The 18156-nt window shown below is 72.1% G+C and carries 20 protein-coding genes; 10 read left to right on the top strand and 10 right to left on the bottom strand.

Features of this window, described 5'->3' with window-relative positions; genetic code table 11:
• Positions 1-4: 4 nt before the first annotated feature.
• Positions 5-406, bottom strand: a complete 402-nt coding sequence (locus BLT99_RS16165; RefSeq protein WP_092674767.1) for a sterol carrier family protein — start codon at positions 404-406, stop codon at positions 5-7.
• Positions 407-478: 72 nt separating this feature from the next.
• Between BLT99_RS16165 and purD the strand changes: the two genes are divergently transcribed.
• Positions 479-1789, top strand: a complete 1311-nt coding sequence (gene purD / locus BLT99_RS16160; protein ID WP_092674765.1) for a phosphoribosylamine--glycine ligase — start codon at positions 479-481, stop codon at positions 1787-1789.
• Positions 1790-1832: 43 nt separating this feature from the next.
• Positions 1833-2774, top strand: a complete 942-nt coding sequence (locus tag BLT99_RS16155) for a phosphoribosylaminoimidazolesuccinocarboxamide synthase (RefSeq protein ID WP_092674763.1) — start codon at positions 1833-1835, stop codon at positions 2772-2774.
• A 26-nt stretch (positions 2775-2800) separates the two neighbouring features.
• On the opposite strand, the gene BLT99_RS16150 is transcribed toward BLT99_RS16155, so the two are convergent.
• The 3 genes from BLT99_RS16150 to BLT99_RS16140 form a co-directional block, all read right to left on the bottom strand.
• Entirely contained in the window at positions 2801-3325 is a 525-nt protein-coding gene (locus tag BLT99_RS16150; protein ID WP_092674761.1) for a DUF1269 domain-containing protein, read from the bottom strand.
• 133 nt (positions 3326-3458) lie between these two features.
• Positions 3459-4100: a TetR/AcrR family transcriptional regulator gene (locus tag BLT99_RS17795; protein ID WP_133988520.1), complete on the bottom strand. Its 642-nt coding sequence runs from the start codon at positions 4098-4100 to the stop codon at positions 3459-3461.
• Positions 4101-4320: 220 nt separating this feature from the next.
• A complete protein-coding gene (locus tag BLT99_RS16140; RefSeq protein WP_092674757.1) occupies positions 4321-4617 on the bottom strand; it encodes a DUF1905 domain-containing protein in 297 nt (98 codons plus the stop codon).
• Positions 4618-4718: 101 nt separating this feature from the next.
• Here BLT99_RS16140 and kynA point away from each other — a divergent pair, with 101 nt between their 5' ends.
• The 6 genes from kynA (at position 4719) to BLT99_RS16105 (ending at position 10542) form a co-directional block, all read left to right on the top strand.
• Positions 4719-5618: a tryptophan 2,3-dioxygenase gene (kynA, locus tag BLT99_RS16135; RefSeq protein WP_166670905.1), complete on the top strand. Its 900-nt coding sequence runs from the start codon at positions 4719-4721 to the stop codon at positions 5616-5618.
• A gap of 283 nt (positions 5619-5901) precedes the next feature.
• Positions 5902-6666: an amidohydrolase family protein gene (locus BLT99_RS16130; RefSeq protein WP_231945692.1), complete on the top strand. Its 765-nt coding sequence runs from the start codon at positions 5902-5904 to the stop codon at positions 6664-6666.
• Positions 6667-6668: 2 nt separating this feature from the next.
• A complete protein-coding gene (locus BLT99_RS16125) occupies positions 6669-7922 on the top strand; it encodes a kynureninase (protein ID WP_172802988.1) in 1254 nt (417 codons plus the stop codon).
• A 167-nt stretch (positions 7923-8089) separates the two neighbouring features.
• A complete protein-coding gene (locus tag BLT99_RS16120; RefSeq protein WP_092674753.1) occupies positions 8090-8644 on the top strand; it encodes a hypothetical protein in 555 nt (184 codons plus the stop codon).
• A gap of 193 nt (positions 8645-8837) precedes the next feature.
• Positions 8838-9212 (top strand): hypothetical protein, encoded by a 375-nt coding sequence (locus BLT99_RS16110; RefSeq protein WP_092674749.1) that lies wholly within the window; start codon positions 8838-8840, stop codon positions 9210-9212.
• 10 nt (positions 9213-9222) lie between these two features.
• On the top strand, positions 9223-10542 hold the full coding sequence (locus tag BLT99_RS16105) for an MFS transporter (protein ID WP_229724532.1): 1320 nt from the start codon (positions 9223-9225) through the stop codon (positions 10540-10542).
• On the opposite strand, the gene BLT99_RS16100 is transcribed toward BLT99_RS16105, so the two are convergent.
• Entirely contained in the window at positions 10539-11885 is a 1347-nt protein-coding gene (locus BLT99_RS16100; RefSeq protein WP_092674747.1) for a wax ester/triacylglycerol synthase domain-containing protein, read from the bottom strand. The genes BLT99_RS16105 and BLT99_RS16100 overlap by 4 nt on opposite strands.
• Positions 11886-11985: 100 nt before the next feature.
• Here BLT99_RS16100 and purS point away from each other — a divergent pair, with 100 nt between their 5' ends.
• Positions 11986-12318, top strand: a complete 333-nt coding sequence (gene purS / locus BLT99_RS16095) for a phosphoribosylformylglycinamidine synthase subunit PurS (protein ID WP_166670906.1) — start codon at positions 11986-11988, stop codon at positions 12316-12318.
• A 29-nt stretch (positions 12319-12347) separates the two neighbouring features.
• A complete protein-coding gene (purQ, locus tag BLT99_RS16090; protein WP_092674744.1) occupies positions 12348-13046 on the top strand; it encodes a phosphoribosylformylglycinamidine synthase subunit PurQ in 699 nt (232 codons plus the stop codon).
• A 48-nt stretch (positions 13047-13094) separates the two neighbouring features.
• Here purQ and BLT99_RS16085 read toward each other — a convergent pair whose 3' ends face one another.
• From BLT99_RS16085 to BLT99_RS16065, 5 genes are all read right to left on the bottom strand, one after another.
• Positions 13095-13574, bottom strand: a complete 480-nt coding sequence (locus BLT99_RS16085; RefSeq protein ID WP_092674741.1) for a hypothetical protein — start codon at positions 13572-13574, stop codon at positions 13095-13097.
• The gene (locus BLT99_RS16080; RefSeq protein WP_092674739.1) at positions 13558-14415 is read right to left on the bottom strand and encodes a prolipoprotein diacylglyceryl transferase; all 858 of its coding nucleotides are present in this window, start codon (positions 14413-14415) and stop codon (positions 13558-13560) included. The genes BLT99_RS16085 and BLT99_RS16080 overlap by 17 nt, the downstream gene beginning before the upstream one ends.
• Positions 14416-14418: 3 nt before the next feature.
• Positions 14419-14733 (bottom strand): hypothetical protein, encoded by a 315-nt coding sequence (locus BLT99_RS16075; protein ID WP_092674736.1) that lies wholly within the window; start codon positions 14731-14733, stop codon positions 14419-14421.
• 10 nt (positions 14734-14743) lie between these two features.
• The gene (locus tag BLT99_RS16070) at positions 14744-16381 is read right to left on the bottom strand and encodes a radical SAM protein (protein WP_092674734.1); all 1638 of its coding nucleotides are present in this window, start codon (positions 16379-16381) and stop codon (positions 14744-14746) included.
• Positions 16382-16577: 196 nt separating this feature from the next.
• Positions 16578-18098, bottom strand: coding sequence for a catalase (locus tag BLT99_RS16065; RefSeq protein ID WP_092674731.1), 1521 nt, complete (start codon positions 18096-18098; stop codon positions 16578-16580).
• Positions 18099-18156 lie beyond the last annotated feature (58 nt).

Genomic DNA, 18156 nt, shown 5'->3' with positions numbered 1-18156 from the left:
GGACTCAGCGCACGCGCTCGGCGTCGATCACGGGGACGACTCCCTCGAGGTCGGCGCGCTGCCCCGACGCGTGCACGCGACCGGAGGATCGCGCGTCTGACCACGCGAGGGACCCGGTCGCGAGGGCGAGCCAGGTCGCGGCATCCGTCTCGACGACGTTCGGCGGCGTGCCACGCGTGTGCCGCGGCCCCTCGACGCACTGCACGGCGCCGAACGGCGGAACGCGCACCTCGACCGCCCCACCCGGCGACTGCTCGGCGAGCAGCTGCAGCGTGTAGCGCACCGCGAGCGCGAGCGTCCTACGGTCGACGGATGGCTCGCTGCCGGCGCCGTCGATGCCGCCGACGCGCACCACCACGCCGACCGCCGCGCGGCCCAGGTCGTCCGCGATGCGCGCTCGTGCCATGGCGTCCATCCTCCCCCACCCGGACCCCGTCACGCGCCGCAGCGCCGGATGCCCCTCCGGTAGCCTGACGGGGTGAGAATCCTCGTCCTCGGTTCGGGCGCGCGCGAGCACGCCATCATCCTGGCCCTGCTCGACGAGGAGGCTGGCCACGAGATCGTCGCCGCACCCGGCAACGCCGGCATCGCCGCATCCGCCACGTCGTCGTCGCGCGGCAGCGTCGAGACCATCGCGCTCGACCCGACCGACCCGGTGGTGGTCGCCGACTACGCGTTCGACAACGACATCGAGCTCGTGGTCATCGGCCCGGAGGCGCCGCTCGTCGCCGGGGTCGCCGACGCGCTGCGCACGCGCGGCATCGCGACGTTCGGCCCGGGCAAGGCGGCCGCGCAGCTCGAGGGCTCCAAGACCTTCGCCAAGCGCATCATGGAGGCCGCGGGCGTGCCGACCGGCCGCGCCAACCTCGCCGACTCCCTGCCGCAGGTCGTCGCGACGCTCGACGAGTTCGGCGCCCCGTACGTGATCAAGGCCGACGGCCTCGCCGCCGGCAAGGGCGTGCTCGTCACCGACGATCGCGAGGCGGCCCTCGCGCACGCCGCGCACTACCTCCAGCAGGGCCCAGTGCTCATCGAGGAGTTCCTGGACGGCCAGGAGGTGTCGCTGTTCCTCCTCTCCGACGGCTCGAACGTGCTGCCGCTCTCGCCCGCGCAGGACTACAAGCGCCTCCGCGACGGCGACGAGGGCCCCAATACCGGGGGAATGGGCGCGTATTCGCCGCTGCCGTGGCTCGCCGAGGGCTTCGGAAGCGAGCAGGCGTTCGTCGACGAGGTCATCGAGACCATCGCGCTGCCCACCATCCGGCAGCTCGACGAGGAGCAGACGCCGTTCATCGGCCTGCTCTACGCCGGCCTCATCCTCACCAGCCGCGGCATCCGCGTCATCGAGTTCAACGCGCGCTTCGGCGACCCCGAGACGCAGGTCGTGCTGCCGCGCCTGGCCACCCCGCTGTCGGGGCTGCTGTACGCGGCCGCGACCGGCCGGCTGGCCGAGCACGCTCGGCCCGAGTTCCGGCCCGATTCCGCGGTCACGGTCGTGCTCGCGAGCGAGGGCTACCCCGAGTCGCCCCTGACCGGGCGTCGCATCGACGGGCTCGAGGCGGCGGAGGCCGTGCCGGGCGTGCACGTGGCGCACGCGGCGACCGCGGTCGGCACGAGCGCCGACGACGCGGAACCGCACCTCGTCGCGACGGGCGGCCGCGTGCTCAACGTGGTCGCGATCGGCGGCGATTTCGCCGAGGCGCGGCGGCGGGCGTACGAGGCGCTCGGGCACCTGCGACTCGACGGCGGCCAATACCGCACCGACATCGCCGCGCGCGTCGCGGAGTGAGCGACGACCGCGCCGACCGAGCGCGAGTGAGAGGAGGGCGAGGATGACCGACCCCGGCGACCTCGACGGATGGACGCACGTGTACTCGGGCAAGGTGCGCGACCTGTACGTGCCCACCGACCTGATGACCGACGACGACACGTGGACGGGCGACCCGCTGAACGCGTCTCCCGTCGTGCTCGTCGTGGCGAGCGACCGCGTGAGCGCGTTCGACCAGGTGCTCGAGCCGACGATCCCCGGCAAGGGGGCGCTGCTCACGGCGCTCACCCGCTGGTGGTTCGACCAGCTGCCCCAGGTGCCGAACCACCTGGCGTACGCCGAGGACGATCGGCACGACCTCCCGCCGATCCCGGCCGACCTCGCCGACCGGGCGATGCTGTGCCGCTCGCTCGACATGTTCCCGATCGAATGCGTCGTGCGGGGCTACCTCACCGGCAGCGGGTACCGGGAGTACCGCGAGACCGGCGCGATCAGCGGCATCGCGCTGCCTGAGGGCCTGTCCGACGGCGACCGCCTGCCCGAGCCGATCTACACGCCCGCGTGGAAGGCGCCGATGGGCGAACACGACGAGAACATCTCGTACGAGCGCACCGTCGAACTCGTCGGCGAGACGGTCGCCGAACAGCTGCGCGCGATCTCGCTCGACGTGTTCGAGCACGCCTCGACCGTGGCCGAGGAGCGCGGGCTCATCCTCGCCGACACGAAGTTCGAGTTCGGCGCCGATCGCGAGACCGGCATCGTCACGCTGGCCGACGAGGTGCTCACGAGCGACTCGAGTCGCTACTGGGATCTCGAGGCATACCTCACCGGCGGCACCCCCGAGGTGCGCATGGCCAGCTTCGACAAGCAGATCGTGCGCGACTGGCTCGCCGCCAATTGGGACCAGGATGAGTCGGAGCAGCCGCCCGCGCTTCCCGCCGAGATCGTCGAGCAGACGGCGGAGCGCTATCGGGCCCTCGTGGAGCGGCTGACGCTCGGCCTCTGACGGTTCGATCGCCGATCCGACCCGATCTACGAGCTCATCGCCCTCGCGACCGCGTCGCCGCCCTCGTCGATCGCCTTCTGCAACGCCTCGTAGTCGTCGCGATCGATCGCCTTCTGGACCTGCTTGAGCGACTTGTCCAGTGCGGCGTCGATCCGATCGAGGTAGCGGTCGTCGATCACCGCCACGATCGCGGAGGATCCCTTCGGGAGCGTCTCCTCGAGGTCCACGCCCATCTTCTTCTCCTCGTGGCGCTCGGCGAGCTTGCCCGCGATGGCGCCCACACCGGCGCCGACTGCGGTCGCGGCCAGCAGCGGCGGAGCGAAGAGTCCCACGACGAGCCCGGCGGCGCCGCCGATGAGCGCGCCGCTCCCGACCTGCCCGGTGCCGTGCTCGTCGACCGTGACCTTGCCGTCGTCGTCCCGGTGCACGACCACCGAGGACACCAGCTCGAGGTCGGCCTCCTTGGCGTCCTGCAGGCGTCGGTAGTCCTCGGTCGCCGCCGCGGCGGTGTCGTACGTGGCCACGTACAGCAGCAGGTTGTCCATTCCCATGGTCGGTTCCCTCCCTCGCGGCACCGTGGAAACGGGTGCCGTCGGCGTCCCACGGTAGGTCGCGGCGGCGAGGCCCGAGGGGCCGTTCGTCCTGCGCCTCGCCTGGGACGGACCTTCTCCCGTCGCAGGCCGGTCAGTCGGCGGCGCGCTTCTGGTGCGACATGTCGTGGAAGACCTCGAACTCGAGCGCGGCGCCCGGGAGCGGAGTGAGGTCGGGCCGTGCGCGCAGCCCGTCGAGCACGACCGCGAGCTGCCGGCGCCAGAACGGCAGGTAGGCACCGCCGTACTGGCCGAGGGAACCGAGCATGTCGACGAGGACGCTGAGATCGACGCCGGTCGCGTCGGGACGCAGCGTGCCCTCGGCGTGCGCACGCTCGACGATCTGGTCCATCGTCTCCTTGAACTCCGCGCCCGGACGATGGTCGGGTTCGAGCTCGGCCACGCGACGCATCACAGCCGGAAGGTACGGCGACTCGGTGAGCCACTCCGACACCTTCTCGAGCCAGAGCTCGATCGCGGCCCAGCCCGTCTCGGCGCCGAGGATCTCGGGCGCGAAGCGGCGCAGGTCGCCGACCGCGTCGTCGTAGAGCTCGCGGATCAGGGCGTCGCGGGTGGGGAAGTGGCGGTAGACGGTTCCGGCCCCGACACCCGCGCGATTCGCGAGTTCGTCGAGCGGCGCGTCGATGCCACGCTCGGCGAAGAGGCGCCTCGCCTCGACGAGGAGGCGTTCGTGATTCCGTCGCGCATCGCGGCGCGGCGACGCGGTCGAGCCCACCTCACAAATCTACGCCCGGTCGGCGCCGCGCCGCATCGTTCGCCCGCGCGTCGCGTGAGGACCGGCGGTGGAGCAGGCCGGCGCGGATGGACTAGGATACGGAGTGGGTACTCCGTTTCACTCGGAGGGGCCGGCCTCTCGGGGGAGAGGGGGCGGTGCGGCGGGCGTCATCGCACAGGGGCGATGGGGGGCGCCCGCCGCGCGCCCGCATCCCCGACCGTCACTCGAGCGTGCGGATGCGGACCTCGACCTCATCGTCGGGCTCGATGCCCTCGGCCGAACGCACGGCTTTCTTGAGGGGCAGCGCGTACCGTTCGCCGCCGGGGAAGATCGAGGTGCGCCAGGTCGTCGCGCCGATCGTCGCCTCGACTCGGACGGAGCCGAAGCCGCGCGGCATCCGCGGACGGTCGGCGATGTCGGCCGACTCCTCGGCGGGCACGTCGACGAAGAACCAGGAGTCGGTCGCCCGCTCCTCCCAGCGGTAGACCCGGCTCCGGAATCGGTACGTCTCCCCCATGCGGGCGAGCCTACGCGCGACCGCCGACCGTCCGGGCGGCCGGACAGGTCGCCCGTCCCGCACCCTGACGCACGCCTCCGCTCGCTGGCTAGGCTGTCGGCGTGGCATCCGACGACGAGCGCGCTCGAACCCGGCCGAGCGGCGACGGCGGTGTCGAGGCGAACACGCGGCGCATCGAGGCATCCGTCGTCACCGACTTCAGCGACCGCATGAGCTACGGGGGCTACCTCGACCTCGACACGCTGCTGGCGGCGCAGCGCCCGATCTCGCGGCCCGAGCACCACGACGAGCTGCTGTTCATCATCCAGCACCAGACGACCGAGCTCTGGCTCAAGCTCGTGCTGCACGAGCTCGAGACCGCGTGCGAGTTCCTGCGCGCCGACGACCTCGCCCCCGCCCTGAAGTGCATCGCTCGCGTCAAGCACATCCAGAAGACCCTCACCGAGCAGTGGTCGGTGCTCGCGACGCTCACGCCGAGCGAGTACGCGCAGTTCCGCGGCGTACTGGGCAACGCGAGCGGGTTCCAGTCCTACCAGTACCGCGCGGTCGAGTTCGTGCTCGGCAACAAGAACGCGACGATGATGCAGGTCTTCGCGTCCGACCCCGCCGCGTCGGCGATCGTGCGCCGCGCGCTCGAGGCGCCGAGCCTGTACGACGAGTTCCTGCGACTGCTCGCGCGGGCCGGCTACGACATCCCGGCCGACGTGCTCGAACGCGACGTGACCCTCGCGTGGACCTACCGACCCGAACTCGTCGCGGTCTTCGCCCGCATCTACGCCGACCCCGACCACAACTGGGCCGCCTACGAGACCTGCGAGGAGCTCGTCGACCTCGAGGACAACTTCCAGCTCTGGCGCTTCCGCCACCTGAAGACCGTCGAGCGCATCATCGGCTCCAAGACCGGCACGGGCGGGTCGAGCGGCGCGCCGTTCCTCCGCCGCGCGCTCGAACTGACGTTCTTCCCCGAGCTGTACGCCGTCCGAACCGAGATCCCCGGATGAGCGCGACGGACGCGCTCGGCCCGCTCGCCCGCCGCGTGCGTCGGTCGCTCAACGGCGACCACCCCGGCGAGACGGGCACCATGCTCCCGCCCCTGGTCGACCACCACGTGCACCTCCAGCTGGCGACGGCCGATGACGCGGTCGCGGGCGGCATCGCTGCGGTGGTCGACCTCGGCGCCGACCCGGGCGCCATCGCGGGCATCGCACGCACCGAGGGGCTGCCGCACGTGCGGTACGCCGGGGCGTTCCTGACGGCGATCGGCGGCTACCCGTCCGACCGGCCGTGGCGGCCCGGGGGAGCGTCCGCGAACTGCCGTCGGTCGACGGCGACGGCGACGGCGGCGCCCGCGCCGACGCGGAGCGCGCGCGGGAGCGCGCGCATCACGCGCTCGCCGGTCCCGTCGAGGCCGCGGTCGACGAGCAGCGGTCGTTCGGGGCATCCGTCATCAAGGTCGCGCTCAACTCGGTCGCGGGCCCCGTGCTCGACCGGCCCACGCTCGAAGCGGTCGTCTCGGCCGCCCACGCGCGCGGCCTGCCCGTCGCGGCGCATGCCGAGGGCGAGCGGATGGCGCAGCTCGCGATCGACGCGGGCGTCGACGTGCTCGTCCACGCGCCGTTCACCGAGCGGCTCGACGATGCGCTCATCAGCCGCGCCGCGGCGGCCGGCCAGGCGTGGATCTCGACGCTCGCGATCCACGTGCGCGACGACGACGCGGTCGCCGCGATCGCGATCGACAACGTCCGGCGCTTCCGCGCGGCGGGCGGGCGTGTGCTCTACGGCACCGACTTCGGCAACGGCGAGCTGGCGCCCGGCGTGAACGCCGTGGAGGTCGCCGCGCTCGTGCGCGCCGGGCTCGCGGCATCCGACGTCATCGCGGCCCTCGCCGACCCGTGGCCCGACGCGACCGGGGCATGGACCGACGCGGGGATCGCGACGTTCGTGCCGGGCGCACCGCCCGACGCCGAGCGGCTCGCCGATCCCGACGCCGTCGCCGCATGGCTGGCGACCGCCCGCATCCTGCCCGCCGAGGAACTGGAGCCCAGCTGACCATGGATCCCCTGCTCGCCTACGCCCGGCGGATGGACCGCGCCGACGGCCTCGCGCACTACCGCAAGCGCTTCGTCGGCGCCGACTCCGAGCTCGTGTACTTCGACGGGAACTCGCTCGGCCGCCCGCCGGCGGCCGCGATCGAGCGCGTCGAGCGGTTCATGCGCGAGGAATGGGGCGGCCGGCTCATCCGGGGCTGGGACGAGGCGTGGCTGCAGCTGCCCTACGAGATCGGCGACCAGATCGGCCGCGCCGTCATCGCGGCCAAGGCCGGGCAGACGGTCATCGGCGACTCGACGACGGTGCTGCTGTACAAGCTCGCCCGGGCAGCGATCGACGGGCAGCTCGCCCGCGACCCGCAGCGCCGCGAGATCGTCGTCGACCGCGACAACATCCCCACCGACCGGTACGTGCTCGAGGGCATCGCGCACGAGACCGGATGCCACCTCCGCTGGATCGACGTCGACCTGACGCGTGGCGTGAGCTCCGAGCAGCTCGCCGAGGCGGTCGGGCCGCAGACCGCGCTCGTCGTGCTCAACCACGTCTCGTACCGCTCCGCGTTCATCGCCGACGCGCAGGAGCTCACGCGGATCGCACACGACGCCGGAGCCCTCGTGCTGTGGGACCTCTGCCACTCCGCCGGATCGGTGCCCGTGCACGCCGACCGCTGGGAGTTCGACCTCGCCGTCGGCTGCACGTACAAGTACCTCAACGGCGGGCCCGGCTCCCCCGCGTTCGCGTACGTTCGGGACGACCTGCACACCGTCCTCCGCCAGCCGATCCAGGGATGGTTCGGCACCGCCGACCTGTTCGCGATGGGACCCGAGTACGTGCCCGCGCGCAGCATCCGCCGGTTCGTCAGCGGCACGTCGCCGATCTCGGCGATGATCGCGATGCGCGAGACGCTCGCGATGATCGAGGAGGCGGGCATGGCGGCGGTCCGCGCGAAGTCGGTCGCCCTCACGTCGTATGCGATCGACCTCGCCGACGCGTGGCTCGGGCCGCTCGGCGTGACGCTCGGCAGTCCGCGCGATCCCGAGGAGCGCGGCGGGCACGTGATCCTGCAGCACCCCGCGATGCGCGAGGTGACCGCGCGGCTCTGGCAGCGCGACGTGATCCCCGACTACCGCGATGTCGGCGGACTGCGCATCGGCCTCGCACCGCTCTCGACGAGCTTCGAGGAGGTCCACCGCGGCCTGGACGCCACGCGGGTCGTCCTGCGCGAGGTGCTCGCCGAGCGGGCCGGACTCGCCTGAGCTCCGGCCGCCACCGCCGTCGGCGCCGGGTTCGAGCGCGTCTGTCTAGGCGCCGGGTCCGGGCGTGTCAACGCCCTCGACGCTCGCGACGCTCCGGGTCAGACTGCCGTGGAGAGCGCGACGCCCTCGACCTGAGAGGGCGCGCCGCGACCGAAGGAGCGACGAGCATGAGCGACGAGAACACGACACGCAGCGACGCCGCCACGACCGCGGGCACGACGTCCACCGGGACCTCCGGGAAGTCGACCGAGATGCCGCCGACCCCGCCGATCGGCTCGGAGGCGGTCGAAGCGGATGCCTCCGGCTCGAGCACGGCGTCCGGCACCGGCTCGGGCGCGTCGGCGAGATCGACCGGTTCGACGAGTTCGACGAGTTCGACCGGTTCGACGACCTCGACCGCCTCGCCCGCGGGCCCGGGCGAGGACGTGAACCCCGGCGAGCGCGAGGCCGTCGACTCGGTGGGCGCGCCGTCCGGATCACCCGTGGGCAAGATCGCCGACGCCGCCGCCGACGCCGCGAAGCAGGCCGGTGCAAAGCTCCGCGAGGCGGCGCAGAGCGCCGACCTCGACGAGTTCGCCGACCAGGCCAAGCGCGTCACGTCCGACTGGACCGAGCGCATCAAGGAGGAGTACCGGCGCCGCCCGGGCGTCGTGATCGGTGCGGCCGTCGGCGCGGTCGTCCTCCTCGGCGCGATCGCGCGGGGACTCGGGCGCCGCCGATGAGCGGTTCGTACGGCACCCCGGGCGTTCCGCAGCCCGACCCGAAGCAGCCCGTGACGTCGATGGACACCGAGGCCGCCGCGGCCGCCGCTCGGACCGACCCGGAGGCCGCCGACGCGCGTAGCATGGCGGCATCACGCGCCGGCGCCCGCCGGAAGGACGGCGGCGCAGACGCTCCCACCGAAGGGACGGGCTCATGACGGATGCGACGAACGGACCCGGCCCCGGCGTCGAGGACCTCGACGACCGGGTCGAGCAGGCGATCGGCGAGGCGAAGGCCGCAGCCGATCGGGCCGCGGGCGAGGCCGACGACGCGCTCGACGCGATGCGCAGTGCCGCGGCCGACGCCGCCGACCGGGGCGCCGCGGCGGTCGCGGATGCGGCGAGCCAGGCACGCGCTCTCGCCGAGGACACCCTCGACGATGCCGAGGATCTCCTCGAGGACGCCGCGGAATGGGTCGAGGAGAAGTATCGCGAGAACCCGGGGCTCGTCCTCGCGCTCGCCGCAGCGGCCGGAATCGTGCTCCTGGTCGGCGTCGGGGCGGTCGTCCGGGCGATCTTCCGGCGATAGTCTCCACTGCGTGACGGACACGACGACGACGCGAACCCCCGGCCTGCGCCCGTGGTCGATGGTCCTCGGGCTCGGGTTCGTGAGCCTCTTCATCGACATGGTGTCCGACGGCGCGATCTCGGTCGGGGGCGCGCTGCTCGAGCAACTCGGCGCGTCAGCAGCGCTCGTCGGCATCGTCACCGGGGCCGCCACGGCGATCGCGCTCGTGCTGCGCCTCGTGACCGGCCCGTGGGCCGACCGCACCTCCGGGTATTGGGGCTTCACGATCGTCGGATATGCGATGAGCGCGGTCAGCGTCCCGCTCCTCGCGTTCACGCCGGTACTCGGCACCGCCTCCTTGGCGGCCGCGAGCACGCTGATCCTCGTCGAGCGCACGGGCAAGGCGGTCCGCGGTCCCGCGAAGACGGTGCTGCTGGCCGATGCGGCGGGCGTGGTCGGGCGGGGCAAGGGGTTCGGCGTCCACAAGCTGCTCGACCAGATCGGCGCGTTCGCCGGTCCGCTCGTCCTCGCCGCGATCGCGGCGCTCACGGGCGAGCTGTGGCCCGCGTTCCTCGCGCTCGCGATCCCGGCGGTGATCGCGATGGTGCTGCTCGCGTGGCTGCGGGCGCGCGTGCCCGACACGAGCGTGTACCGCCCCGTTTCACCCGCGACGGAGCCGACGCCCGCTGCTGAGCCCACGCCCGAGCCTGCCTCCGACGCCACGGCACGGCCGCGCCGCCGCACCTCGGCGCTCTCCCGCCTGTCGGGCCTCAGTGCGATCCCGACACACGTGCGCACCACGTTCCTGCTGTTCGCGACCTTCGCGGCACTCACCACCTTCGGCCTGCTGAGCTTCGGCGTCGTGTCGTTCCACCTCGTGGCCGCCGACCTCGTTCCCGTCGCCGGCGTCCCGCTCGTCTACGCCGCGGGCATGGCGGCCGCCGCCGTCGGCGCGCTCGCCACGGGGTGGGTGTACGACCGGGCGGGCTCCGCCATCCTGTTCGCGGTGCCGCTGCTCACCGCTTTCGTGCCGGGGTTCACGCTCGCCGGCACGATCGGGCTGGTCGTGCTCGGCGTCGTGATCTGGGGACTTGCGACGGGCGTGCAGGACTCCACGGTCAAGGCGCTCGTCGCCGACCTCGTGCCGGCCGAGCAGCGGGGCTCGGCGTACGGCTGGTTCGCGGTGTTCCAGGGCGTCGGGGCGCTCGCGGGCGCGTCGATCGCGGGTGCGCTCTACGGGAACGTTCCCGTGCTCATCGTGACCGTGGTCGTGCTCCAGGTCGCCGCGGCCGTACTGCTCGTCGTGGTGCTTCGCCGCCATCGAGCCGAGCGGATGGCGCAGCCCGCCTAGCCCGGAACGTCGTTCGCCGCCCCGGCGAGCGCGGCCACCCGCTCGAGTTCGCGCCGCAGGGCGTCGCCGAACACCTCCGCGTCGAGCGCGTCGGCATCGACGTGCACGCCGCATCGGAGCAGGCCGTCGTACGAGAGCGCCGCCACGCCGAGCCGCACGTTCCCCTGGACCGGCCCGATGGGCCAGACGTGCTCGAGCGGGGCTCCGGCCAGCGCGAGCGGATGGCGCGGCCCGCGCACGTTCGACACGAACATCACGATGAGCCGCTGGTACCGAACGAACCGGGAGAACAGCATCGTGCCGACTCGCGTGCGGGTGAGTTCGAACGTGCCGCGGGCGCGCGCGTCCGCCTTGCGGGGCCGTGTCAGCTCGGCGACGCGACGCAGGCGGGTTGCGACATCCGCGATACCGGTGGGCAGCGGCACGAGCATCACGCCGACGGCGTTGCCGGAGCGGCCTCGGTCGGCGAGAGCGACCGGCACGGTGGCGGGGAGGACCTGCGGAACGGGCTCGCCTCGCGCCCGCAGCGCCCCCTCGGCGGCCGCCACCACCGCCGTCAGGAGCGCGTCGTTGATCGTCGCGCCGGCGGTGACGGCGCCGGCGCCGAGCGCATCGAGCGGCATGTCGACGAACGCGATGCCGCGCCGGGGGCCGATCGGGCCGAGCAGCGCGGTGCGCGGCACGGCGTGGCGGAACACCGCGGTCGTGCGCTCCACGCCCGACGCGAGCGTGCGCCATCTCGTGCGGAGGCTGGGGCTCACGCGAGCCGCCGGCTGGACCACCGCCTCGTCGATGGATCGGGGCTTCGCAACCGCGGGCGATCCGAGCGCCGCGACATCCGACCCGTTCTCCATCGCACCCGGGTCGAGCAGGAGTTCGATGAGCCGGACCGCGGCGACGCCATCGGCCATCGCGTGGTGGATGCGGAACACGAGGCCGGTGCGTCGAGGCGCGACGCCGGGCACGAGCAGGAGTTCCCAGAGCGGGCGGTCGAGAGGCAACGGCGTGACCATGAGCTGAGCGCAGAGCGCTTCGAGACCGGAGAGGCCGTCTACGGGATCGACGAGCCGCACGTGCTCCGAGAGGTCGAGTGAGACCGGCTCCCACGCGAACTTCCGGCCATCCGGCACGATCTGCTGCGACAGGCGCGGGGCGGATGGCACGACCGCCGCGAACGCGGTCCGGAGCGCCGCGACATCCGGCGAGCCGTCTCCGCCGATCGGACCACCGGGCCCGAGCACGCCGGCCATGAGGAACACGTTCACCTGGTCGTGCGCGTCCATCACCAAGTTCGACGCGTCGGCCGCCGAGAGCCGCTCGCGCCCAGTCACCGGACCGGCCACGGCGGCAGTCTACGGCCGCGACGTCTGACGAGCGGGGGGGTTTCCGCGGCACCGGTAGAATCGAGGCATCCGCACCTCCCCCATCGAACGGAGCACCGCAGTGCCCACCATCGTCGTCGAAGTGATGCCCAAGGCCGAGCTGCTGGACCCCCAGGGGAAGGCGGTGGCCGGCGCGCTGGCCCGCACCGGCCACGGCTCGATCTCGGGGGTGCGCGTGGGCAAGCGGTTCGAACTCACGGTCGACGGCCCGATCGACGACGACGTCAAGACCGAGGTCGCGGCGCTCGCCGAGAACGTGCTGTCCAACTCCGTGATCGAGGACGTCGTGGGCATCCACTACGAGCAGTCCAACGCCGAGCTCGCCGAGGAGGCGGTCGGCGCGGCATCCGCCCATCACGACGGCTACGACGCCCCCGCGGGCGAGACCCACTGACCGACCGACCCCACCCCGGAGGCCTCCGCATGCGCATCGGCGTGATCACGTTCCCCGGCTCGCTCGACGACCGCGACGCGCAGCGCGCCGTTCGGCTCGCGGGCGGCGAGCCCGTGGCCCTCTGGCACGGCTCGCACGACCTCGAGGGCGTCGACGCCCTCATCCTGCCCGGCGGATTCAGCTACGGCGACTACCTGCGTTGCGGGGCCATCGCGTCGCTCAGCCCGATCATGACCGAGGTCGTCGACGCCGCGAACAAGGGGATGCCGGTGCTCGGCATCTGCAACGGCTTCCAGATGCTCACCGAGGCGCACCTGCTCGAGGGCGGCCTCATCCGCAACGACCACGGCTCCTTCATCTGCCGCGACCAGGTGCTGCGCGTCGAGAATGCGTCGACCGACTGGACGCGCGAGTTCGACGCAGGCCAGCAGATCACGATCCCGCTGAAGAACGGCGAGGGCGGCTTCATCGCCTCCGAGGAGACGCTCGACCGGATCGAGGGCGAGGGTCGCGTGGTGTTCCGCTACGTCGACGTGAACCCCAACGGCTCGCTGCGCGACATCGCGGGCATCTCGAACGAGCGCGGCAACGTCGTCGGCCTCATGCCGCACCCCGAGCACGCGGTCGAGCCGGGCTTCGGGCCCGACACCGCCGCCGCGATGCGCTCGGGCATCGACGGGCTGGGATTCTTCACGAGCGTCGTGCGACGCACCCTCGTCGAGGCGTAGTCACGCGACCCTGCCTTCGGTCGCGCTCGGCGGACGCTCGTTCCGGCGTCAAAACCCGAGCACGCCCACGCACGGTCCGATGAGCACGATCCACGCGGCGGATGCCACGATGAGCACGCCGATGCCGACGCTGCGCGTCCTGCGGCTGAAGAGCAGGCCGATGCCCACGAGCAGGGGGACCGCGCAGACGATCGCGAGCGTCAGGCCGGATCCAGTGGCCTGCCCCGCCGCCAGGAGCACCCCGAGCACGAATGCGATGGCGACCGCGCCGCATCCGATGCCCGAGCCGATGCCGATGCCTGCACCGGTGCTCAGACCCGGGGCGGGCGCTCCCGGCGCCGGCCTCGCACCCGGCTGGAACGGTGCCGCCGGCGTCGCTCCGCCGCCCGGCACCGACCCCGGTTGCGGAGCGGGCGGGACCCAGCCCTCCTCGGCATTGCGCTGCTCAGCGTCGGGCTGTACCGAGGGGTCGCGCGATTCCTCGTCGCCCGGCCCCAACTGCTCGTCGTGGTCATCCGTTCCCGGCACCGCCCACCGTCCTTCCCTCGTCGATGTCCTGCTGCTGGTGGAGCACGTGGTTCGCCTGGTCGGGCGCCGTCCGCTCGAGGAATCGCCCGCGCGCGATCAACCACACGATGCGCGCGACGAACAACGGGATGGTCACGAGGAGGAACAGTTGCGGCCTGGTCAGGCCGATCCACGCCACGTCGTTGCCACGCACGAACTCGACCCAGAACCGGAAGACCGCGTACGCGCCGATGTAGAGCGTCAGGAGCTCCCCCGGCGCGATCCGCGTCCGACGCAACCACAGCCACAGCACGCAGAACGCAGCCGCGTGGAAGGCGATCTCGTACAGGAAGCTCGGGTGCAACGGCACCGCCGCGGGCACGCCGAGCCTGGCGGCCGCCTCCGGCGCCACGATCAGGCCCCAGTCGGCACCGGTCGGCGTGCCCGGACGCTCGGTGAGGAAGCACCCGACTCGGCCGATGGCGAGGGCGACGGCGACGGCCGGCGCGAAGAGGTCGCCGGTGCGCTCCCGATACCCGGTGAGGCGCTTGGCGACATGCAGACCAAGCCACGCCCCCACCAGCGCACTCAGGATCGATGCGTTGCCGCGCGCGAGCTGCTCGATGAGCGTGAGATTCTCGCGAGGGTCGAGGTGCTGGGCCCACGTGCCCAGGCGCGAGAACACGGCGGCGCCGAGCAGGGTCCCCGCGAGGAGGGCCGGGATCCGCGGGTCGGCGACCCCACGGCGCCGCTGCTCGACGAGGAACACGAGTCCGCCGGCCGCCAGCCCGAGGGCGACGAAGACCCCATGCGTGTCGATCGCGGGGAGTGCGCTCCAGAACGAGTCGAGCGTCGGATACACGCGTCAGCCGATTCCATGGGTGATGAGCGACATCCACATGCCGAGCCAGAGCGGCACGGCCGCGACGGCGAGCACCGCGAGCGCGATGAGGTACGCGAGCACGTTGCGGGTGTCGCCGAGCTTGCAGCGCGACTGCAACAGCCCGGCACGACGGGCACGGGCGTACCCGCGGATCGCGATGACGGCGAACACGAGCAGCGACAAGGGCCCGAACACGCACGTGAGCAGCGCGATCGTCGCGAACACGCAGAGGCGCAGCGGGTCGAACGGCAGTCCCACGTGCTCGTCGTACCGGCGCAGCCCCGAGTCGGTCGTCATCTCGATCGCCTCACGCCGGCTCGCCGACCGGGATGACCTCCCCGAGGGGCACGCGGGACCGATCGCCGGCACGATCGAGCGCATTGCGGGCCGTGGCCGTGGAGAGGCGCTGCCGCGAGAGCGGCGCCCAGGCCTGCAGGGCGCAGAACGGCGCGCACTGGTGCGCTCCGGTGTCGTCGTTGACCGTGGCGACGTGGACGCAGCATTGGGTGAGTCGCTCCTCGATCATCGTGTTCATGTCCATGAAGGGCTTGACCGTGATGCGGAGGACGCGCTCGCCGAGGAACTTGCGCAACCGCGTGTGCTGGCCGGGCAGCGCGGACGTCGCCAGCTTCGTGAGCGTGCCGATGCCGAGGTCGCAGTTGGTGCAGATGTCGCGCCAGATGTCGGACATCGAGGGGTGCGAGAGGCTCGACTGCTCGCTGAACAGGTCGAGCAACGAGTGCTTCACCGCCTCCTTCATCCGCGTGTTCACCTCACTGTCGGCGATGCGGTTGGCGATGAGGTCGGGATTGAGGTCGAGGAAGCCCTTGAGCCGGTCGTGCCCCATGATGCTCGTCAGCGACTTCCACTCCTTCGCATCGTCGAGCAGGAAGTAGCCGACCGAGCAGCAGTGCGGGTGCGAGCACGGCAGCGCCGTGAGGTCCCGCCAGGTGATCTCGCCGTTCGTCTGCGGCTCCAGGCGCTTGAGCACGCCGCCGTGGGTGAGGCGATCCTCGGGGTCGATACCGGAGTTGCGGCCCGAACCGAACACGGGCTGGATGGTCACGCCGCCCACGTACGGCGTCGTCATCGCCCGGCGGATGACTGCGCCGATCTCGCCGTCGTTCACGCCCTTCGCCGCGGTCATCGTGAGGGTCATGAAGACGCCGGCCGCGCTCAGCCGCTCGATCGCGCGTTCCTTGAACCGACGGATGTCGGCCCCACGATGGAACCGCGACGCCTCGGGACTCTCGCCGTCGTACTGCAGGTACACCTCGACGCGTTCGCGGTGCAGCTTCAGGAACTCGACGAAGGCGTCGTCGTTCGCGATGCGCAGGCCGTTCGAGTTGATCAGGATGCGGACGATGGGGCGCGCGACCAACTGCTCCACGAGCTGCTCCAGCCACGGGTAGAGCGTCGGTTCGCCGCCGGAGAGCATGAGCACGTCGAGTCGCCCGTTCTCCTTCGCCAGCCGGTCGTCGACGGAGGCGAGCACCTCCGCGAGCGGGGCGGTCGCCGTGGCCGCCGGCCCGGACTCCGCGAAGCACGTCGGGCAGCGCAGGTTGCAGTGGTCGGTGAGGTCCTCGAGCAGGATGCAGGTGTGCTGCGTCTGCATCGCCGGGAGCCCGTCGAGGTATGCGCTCGGCACCGGCTTGAAGTTTCGGCCGGCGTCGGGGGCGTGCCACTTGGTCGGCGCGGTCCACTGCTCGAGGTACGAGAGCACTTCGGCGGACTCGTCGTAGAGCGTGCGCACGACCCCGTGCTCGGGGCATCCGCGCTCGAGCCACACCGAGTCGTCGTCGTAGGCCGCCAGCCAGCCGGAGAGGCGCTGGACGGTGTCGAGGTCGCGATCGGGGTCGTCCTCGTGGCACCTTGGGCAGAACGCGTTCACGTACCGGTGGATGCGGTAGTCCCGCAGCGCTCCCGCGACGTTCTGCACACCCATGTGAGACCTCCTGCGACGGACGACGAGGAGGCAACGCCCGCTCGGCTGTGTCGAGAGTACGGCACGGCTGCCCGACTCGGCGGGAGGCCCGGGAGCGCGTTCTCCACTCGCCGAACCGCACGCGAGCGGGGTGGAGCGATCGAACGACCACTCCACCCCGCCCGCTCGCCCGCCGAGCCGCCCGGTGACTCGACCGCTAGGCCGCCGCGGCGTCCTCCTCGTCGGCCTCCGGTTGCTGCGGTGCGTCGGCGTTCAGGCCCGCCGCGTACGCCGCACGCAGCGCAGCGCCCAGCTCGGCGTCCACGTTCGTCCAGTACTGGAAGAACCGCTCGCGGATCTCGTCGATCGAGATCGCGTGCGCCTGCCCCGAGAGGGTCTCGAGGAAACGCACCTTCGCCTCGACCGAGTACACGTCGCGATAGAGCGTTCCCGCCTGGCCGAAGTCGGAGTCGTCCGCGCGGAGCGTGTACGCCGTGCGGACGAGCTCGCCGTCGGCCTCCCAGCCACCCTCGCCCGCGACATCCGGCGACGCCACCGGGCCGCCGAACGAGTTCGGCGCATACACCGGCGCCGTCGGCGCACCGAAGTGGTAGCGCGACGCGCCGTCCTGAGAGTAGTTGTGCACGGATGCCGCGTGGGGCGCGTTCACCGGCAGCTGGTTGTAGTTCGTGCCGACGCGGTAGCGGTGCGCGTCGGGGTAGCTGAAGACGCGCGCCATGAGCATCTTGTCGGGGCTGATCGCGATCCCCGGGACGGTGTTGGCCGGTGAGAAGGCCGCCTGCTCGATCTCGGCGAAGAAGTTCTGCGGGTTGCGGTCGAGCGTGAGCGTGCCGACCGGGATCAGCGGGTAGTCGGCGTGCGGCCACACCTTGGTGAGGTCGAACGGGTTGAAGCGGTAGGTCTTCGCGTCCTCGTAGGGCATGACCTGCACGAAGAGGTCCCACTTCGGGAACTCGCCGCGCTCGATCGCCTCGTACAGGTCGCGGCGGTAGAAGTCGGCGTCGGCGCCGGCAATGGCCTCGGCGGTCGCGGCATCCAGGTGCAGGTCGCCCTGCTGCGAGCGGAAGTGGTACTTGACCCAGAACTGCTCGCCGGCCGCGTTGATCCACTGGTAGGTGTGCGAGCCATAGCCCTGCATCTCACGCCACGACTTCGGCAGGCCCCGGTCGCCCATGAGGTAGGTGACCTGATGGGCCGACTCCGGCGAGAGCGTCCAGAAGTCCCACTGCATGTCGGCGTCGCGCAGGCCCGAGCCCGGCAGGCGCTTCTGCGAGTGGATGAAGTCGGGGAACTTGATGCCGTCGCGGATGAAGAACACCGGGGTGTTGTTCCCGACGATGTCGTAGTTGCCCTCGGTCGTGTAGAACTTCAGCGAGAAGCCGCGGACGTCCCGCCACGTGTCGGGCGAGCCCTGCTCACCGGCGACCGACGAGAAGCGCAGGAGCGTCTCGGACTCGGCACCCGGCTGGAACACGGCCGCGCGCGTGTACGCCGAGACATCCGCCGTGACCTCGAAGCGGCCGAAGGCGCCGCCGCCCTTCGCGTGCACGATGCGCTCGGGAATGCGCTCGCGGTTGAACTGCGCGAGCTTCTCGACGAGGTACCGGTCGTGCAGCACCGTGGCGCCGTCGGCGCCGATCGTGAGCGAGTGCGCGTCGCTCGACACCGGCGTTCCGGTCTGCGTCGTGGTGACGGGCGGGGTCGTGGGGTTCGACATGTCGTCCTTCTCTTCTCGGTGGGTGGATGCCGCGACCGCGGCGGCGCGCGACGTGCGG

The organism is Agromyces flavus (assembly GCF_900104685.1).
In the GTDB taxonomy this organism is placed as follows: domain Bacteria; phylum Actinomycetota; class Actinomycetes; order Actinomycetales; family Microbacteriaceae; genus Agromyces; species Agromyces flavus.
Note: the sequence above shows the minus strand (reverse complement) of the source record. Positions and strands in the feature narration are given on the sequence as shown.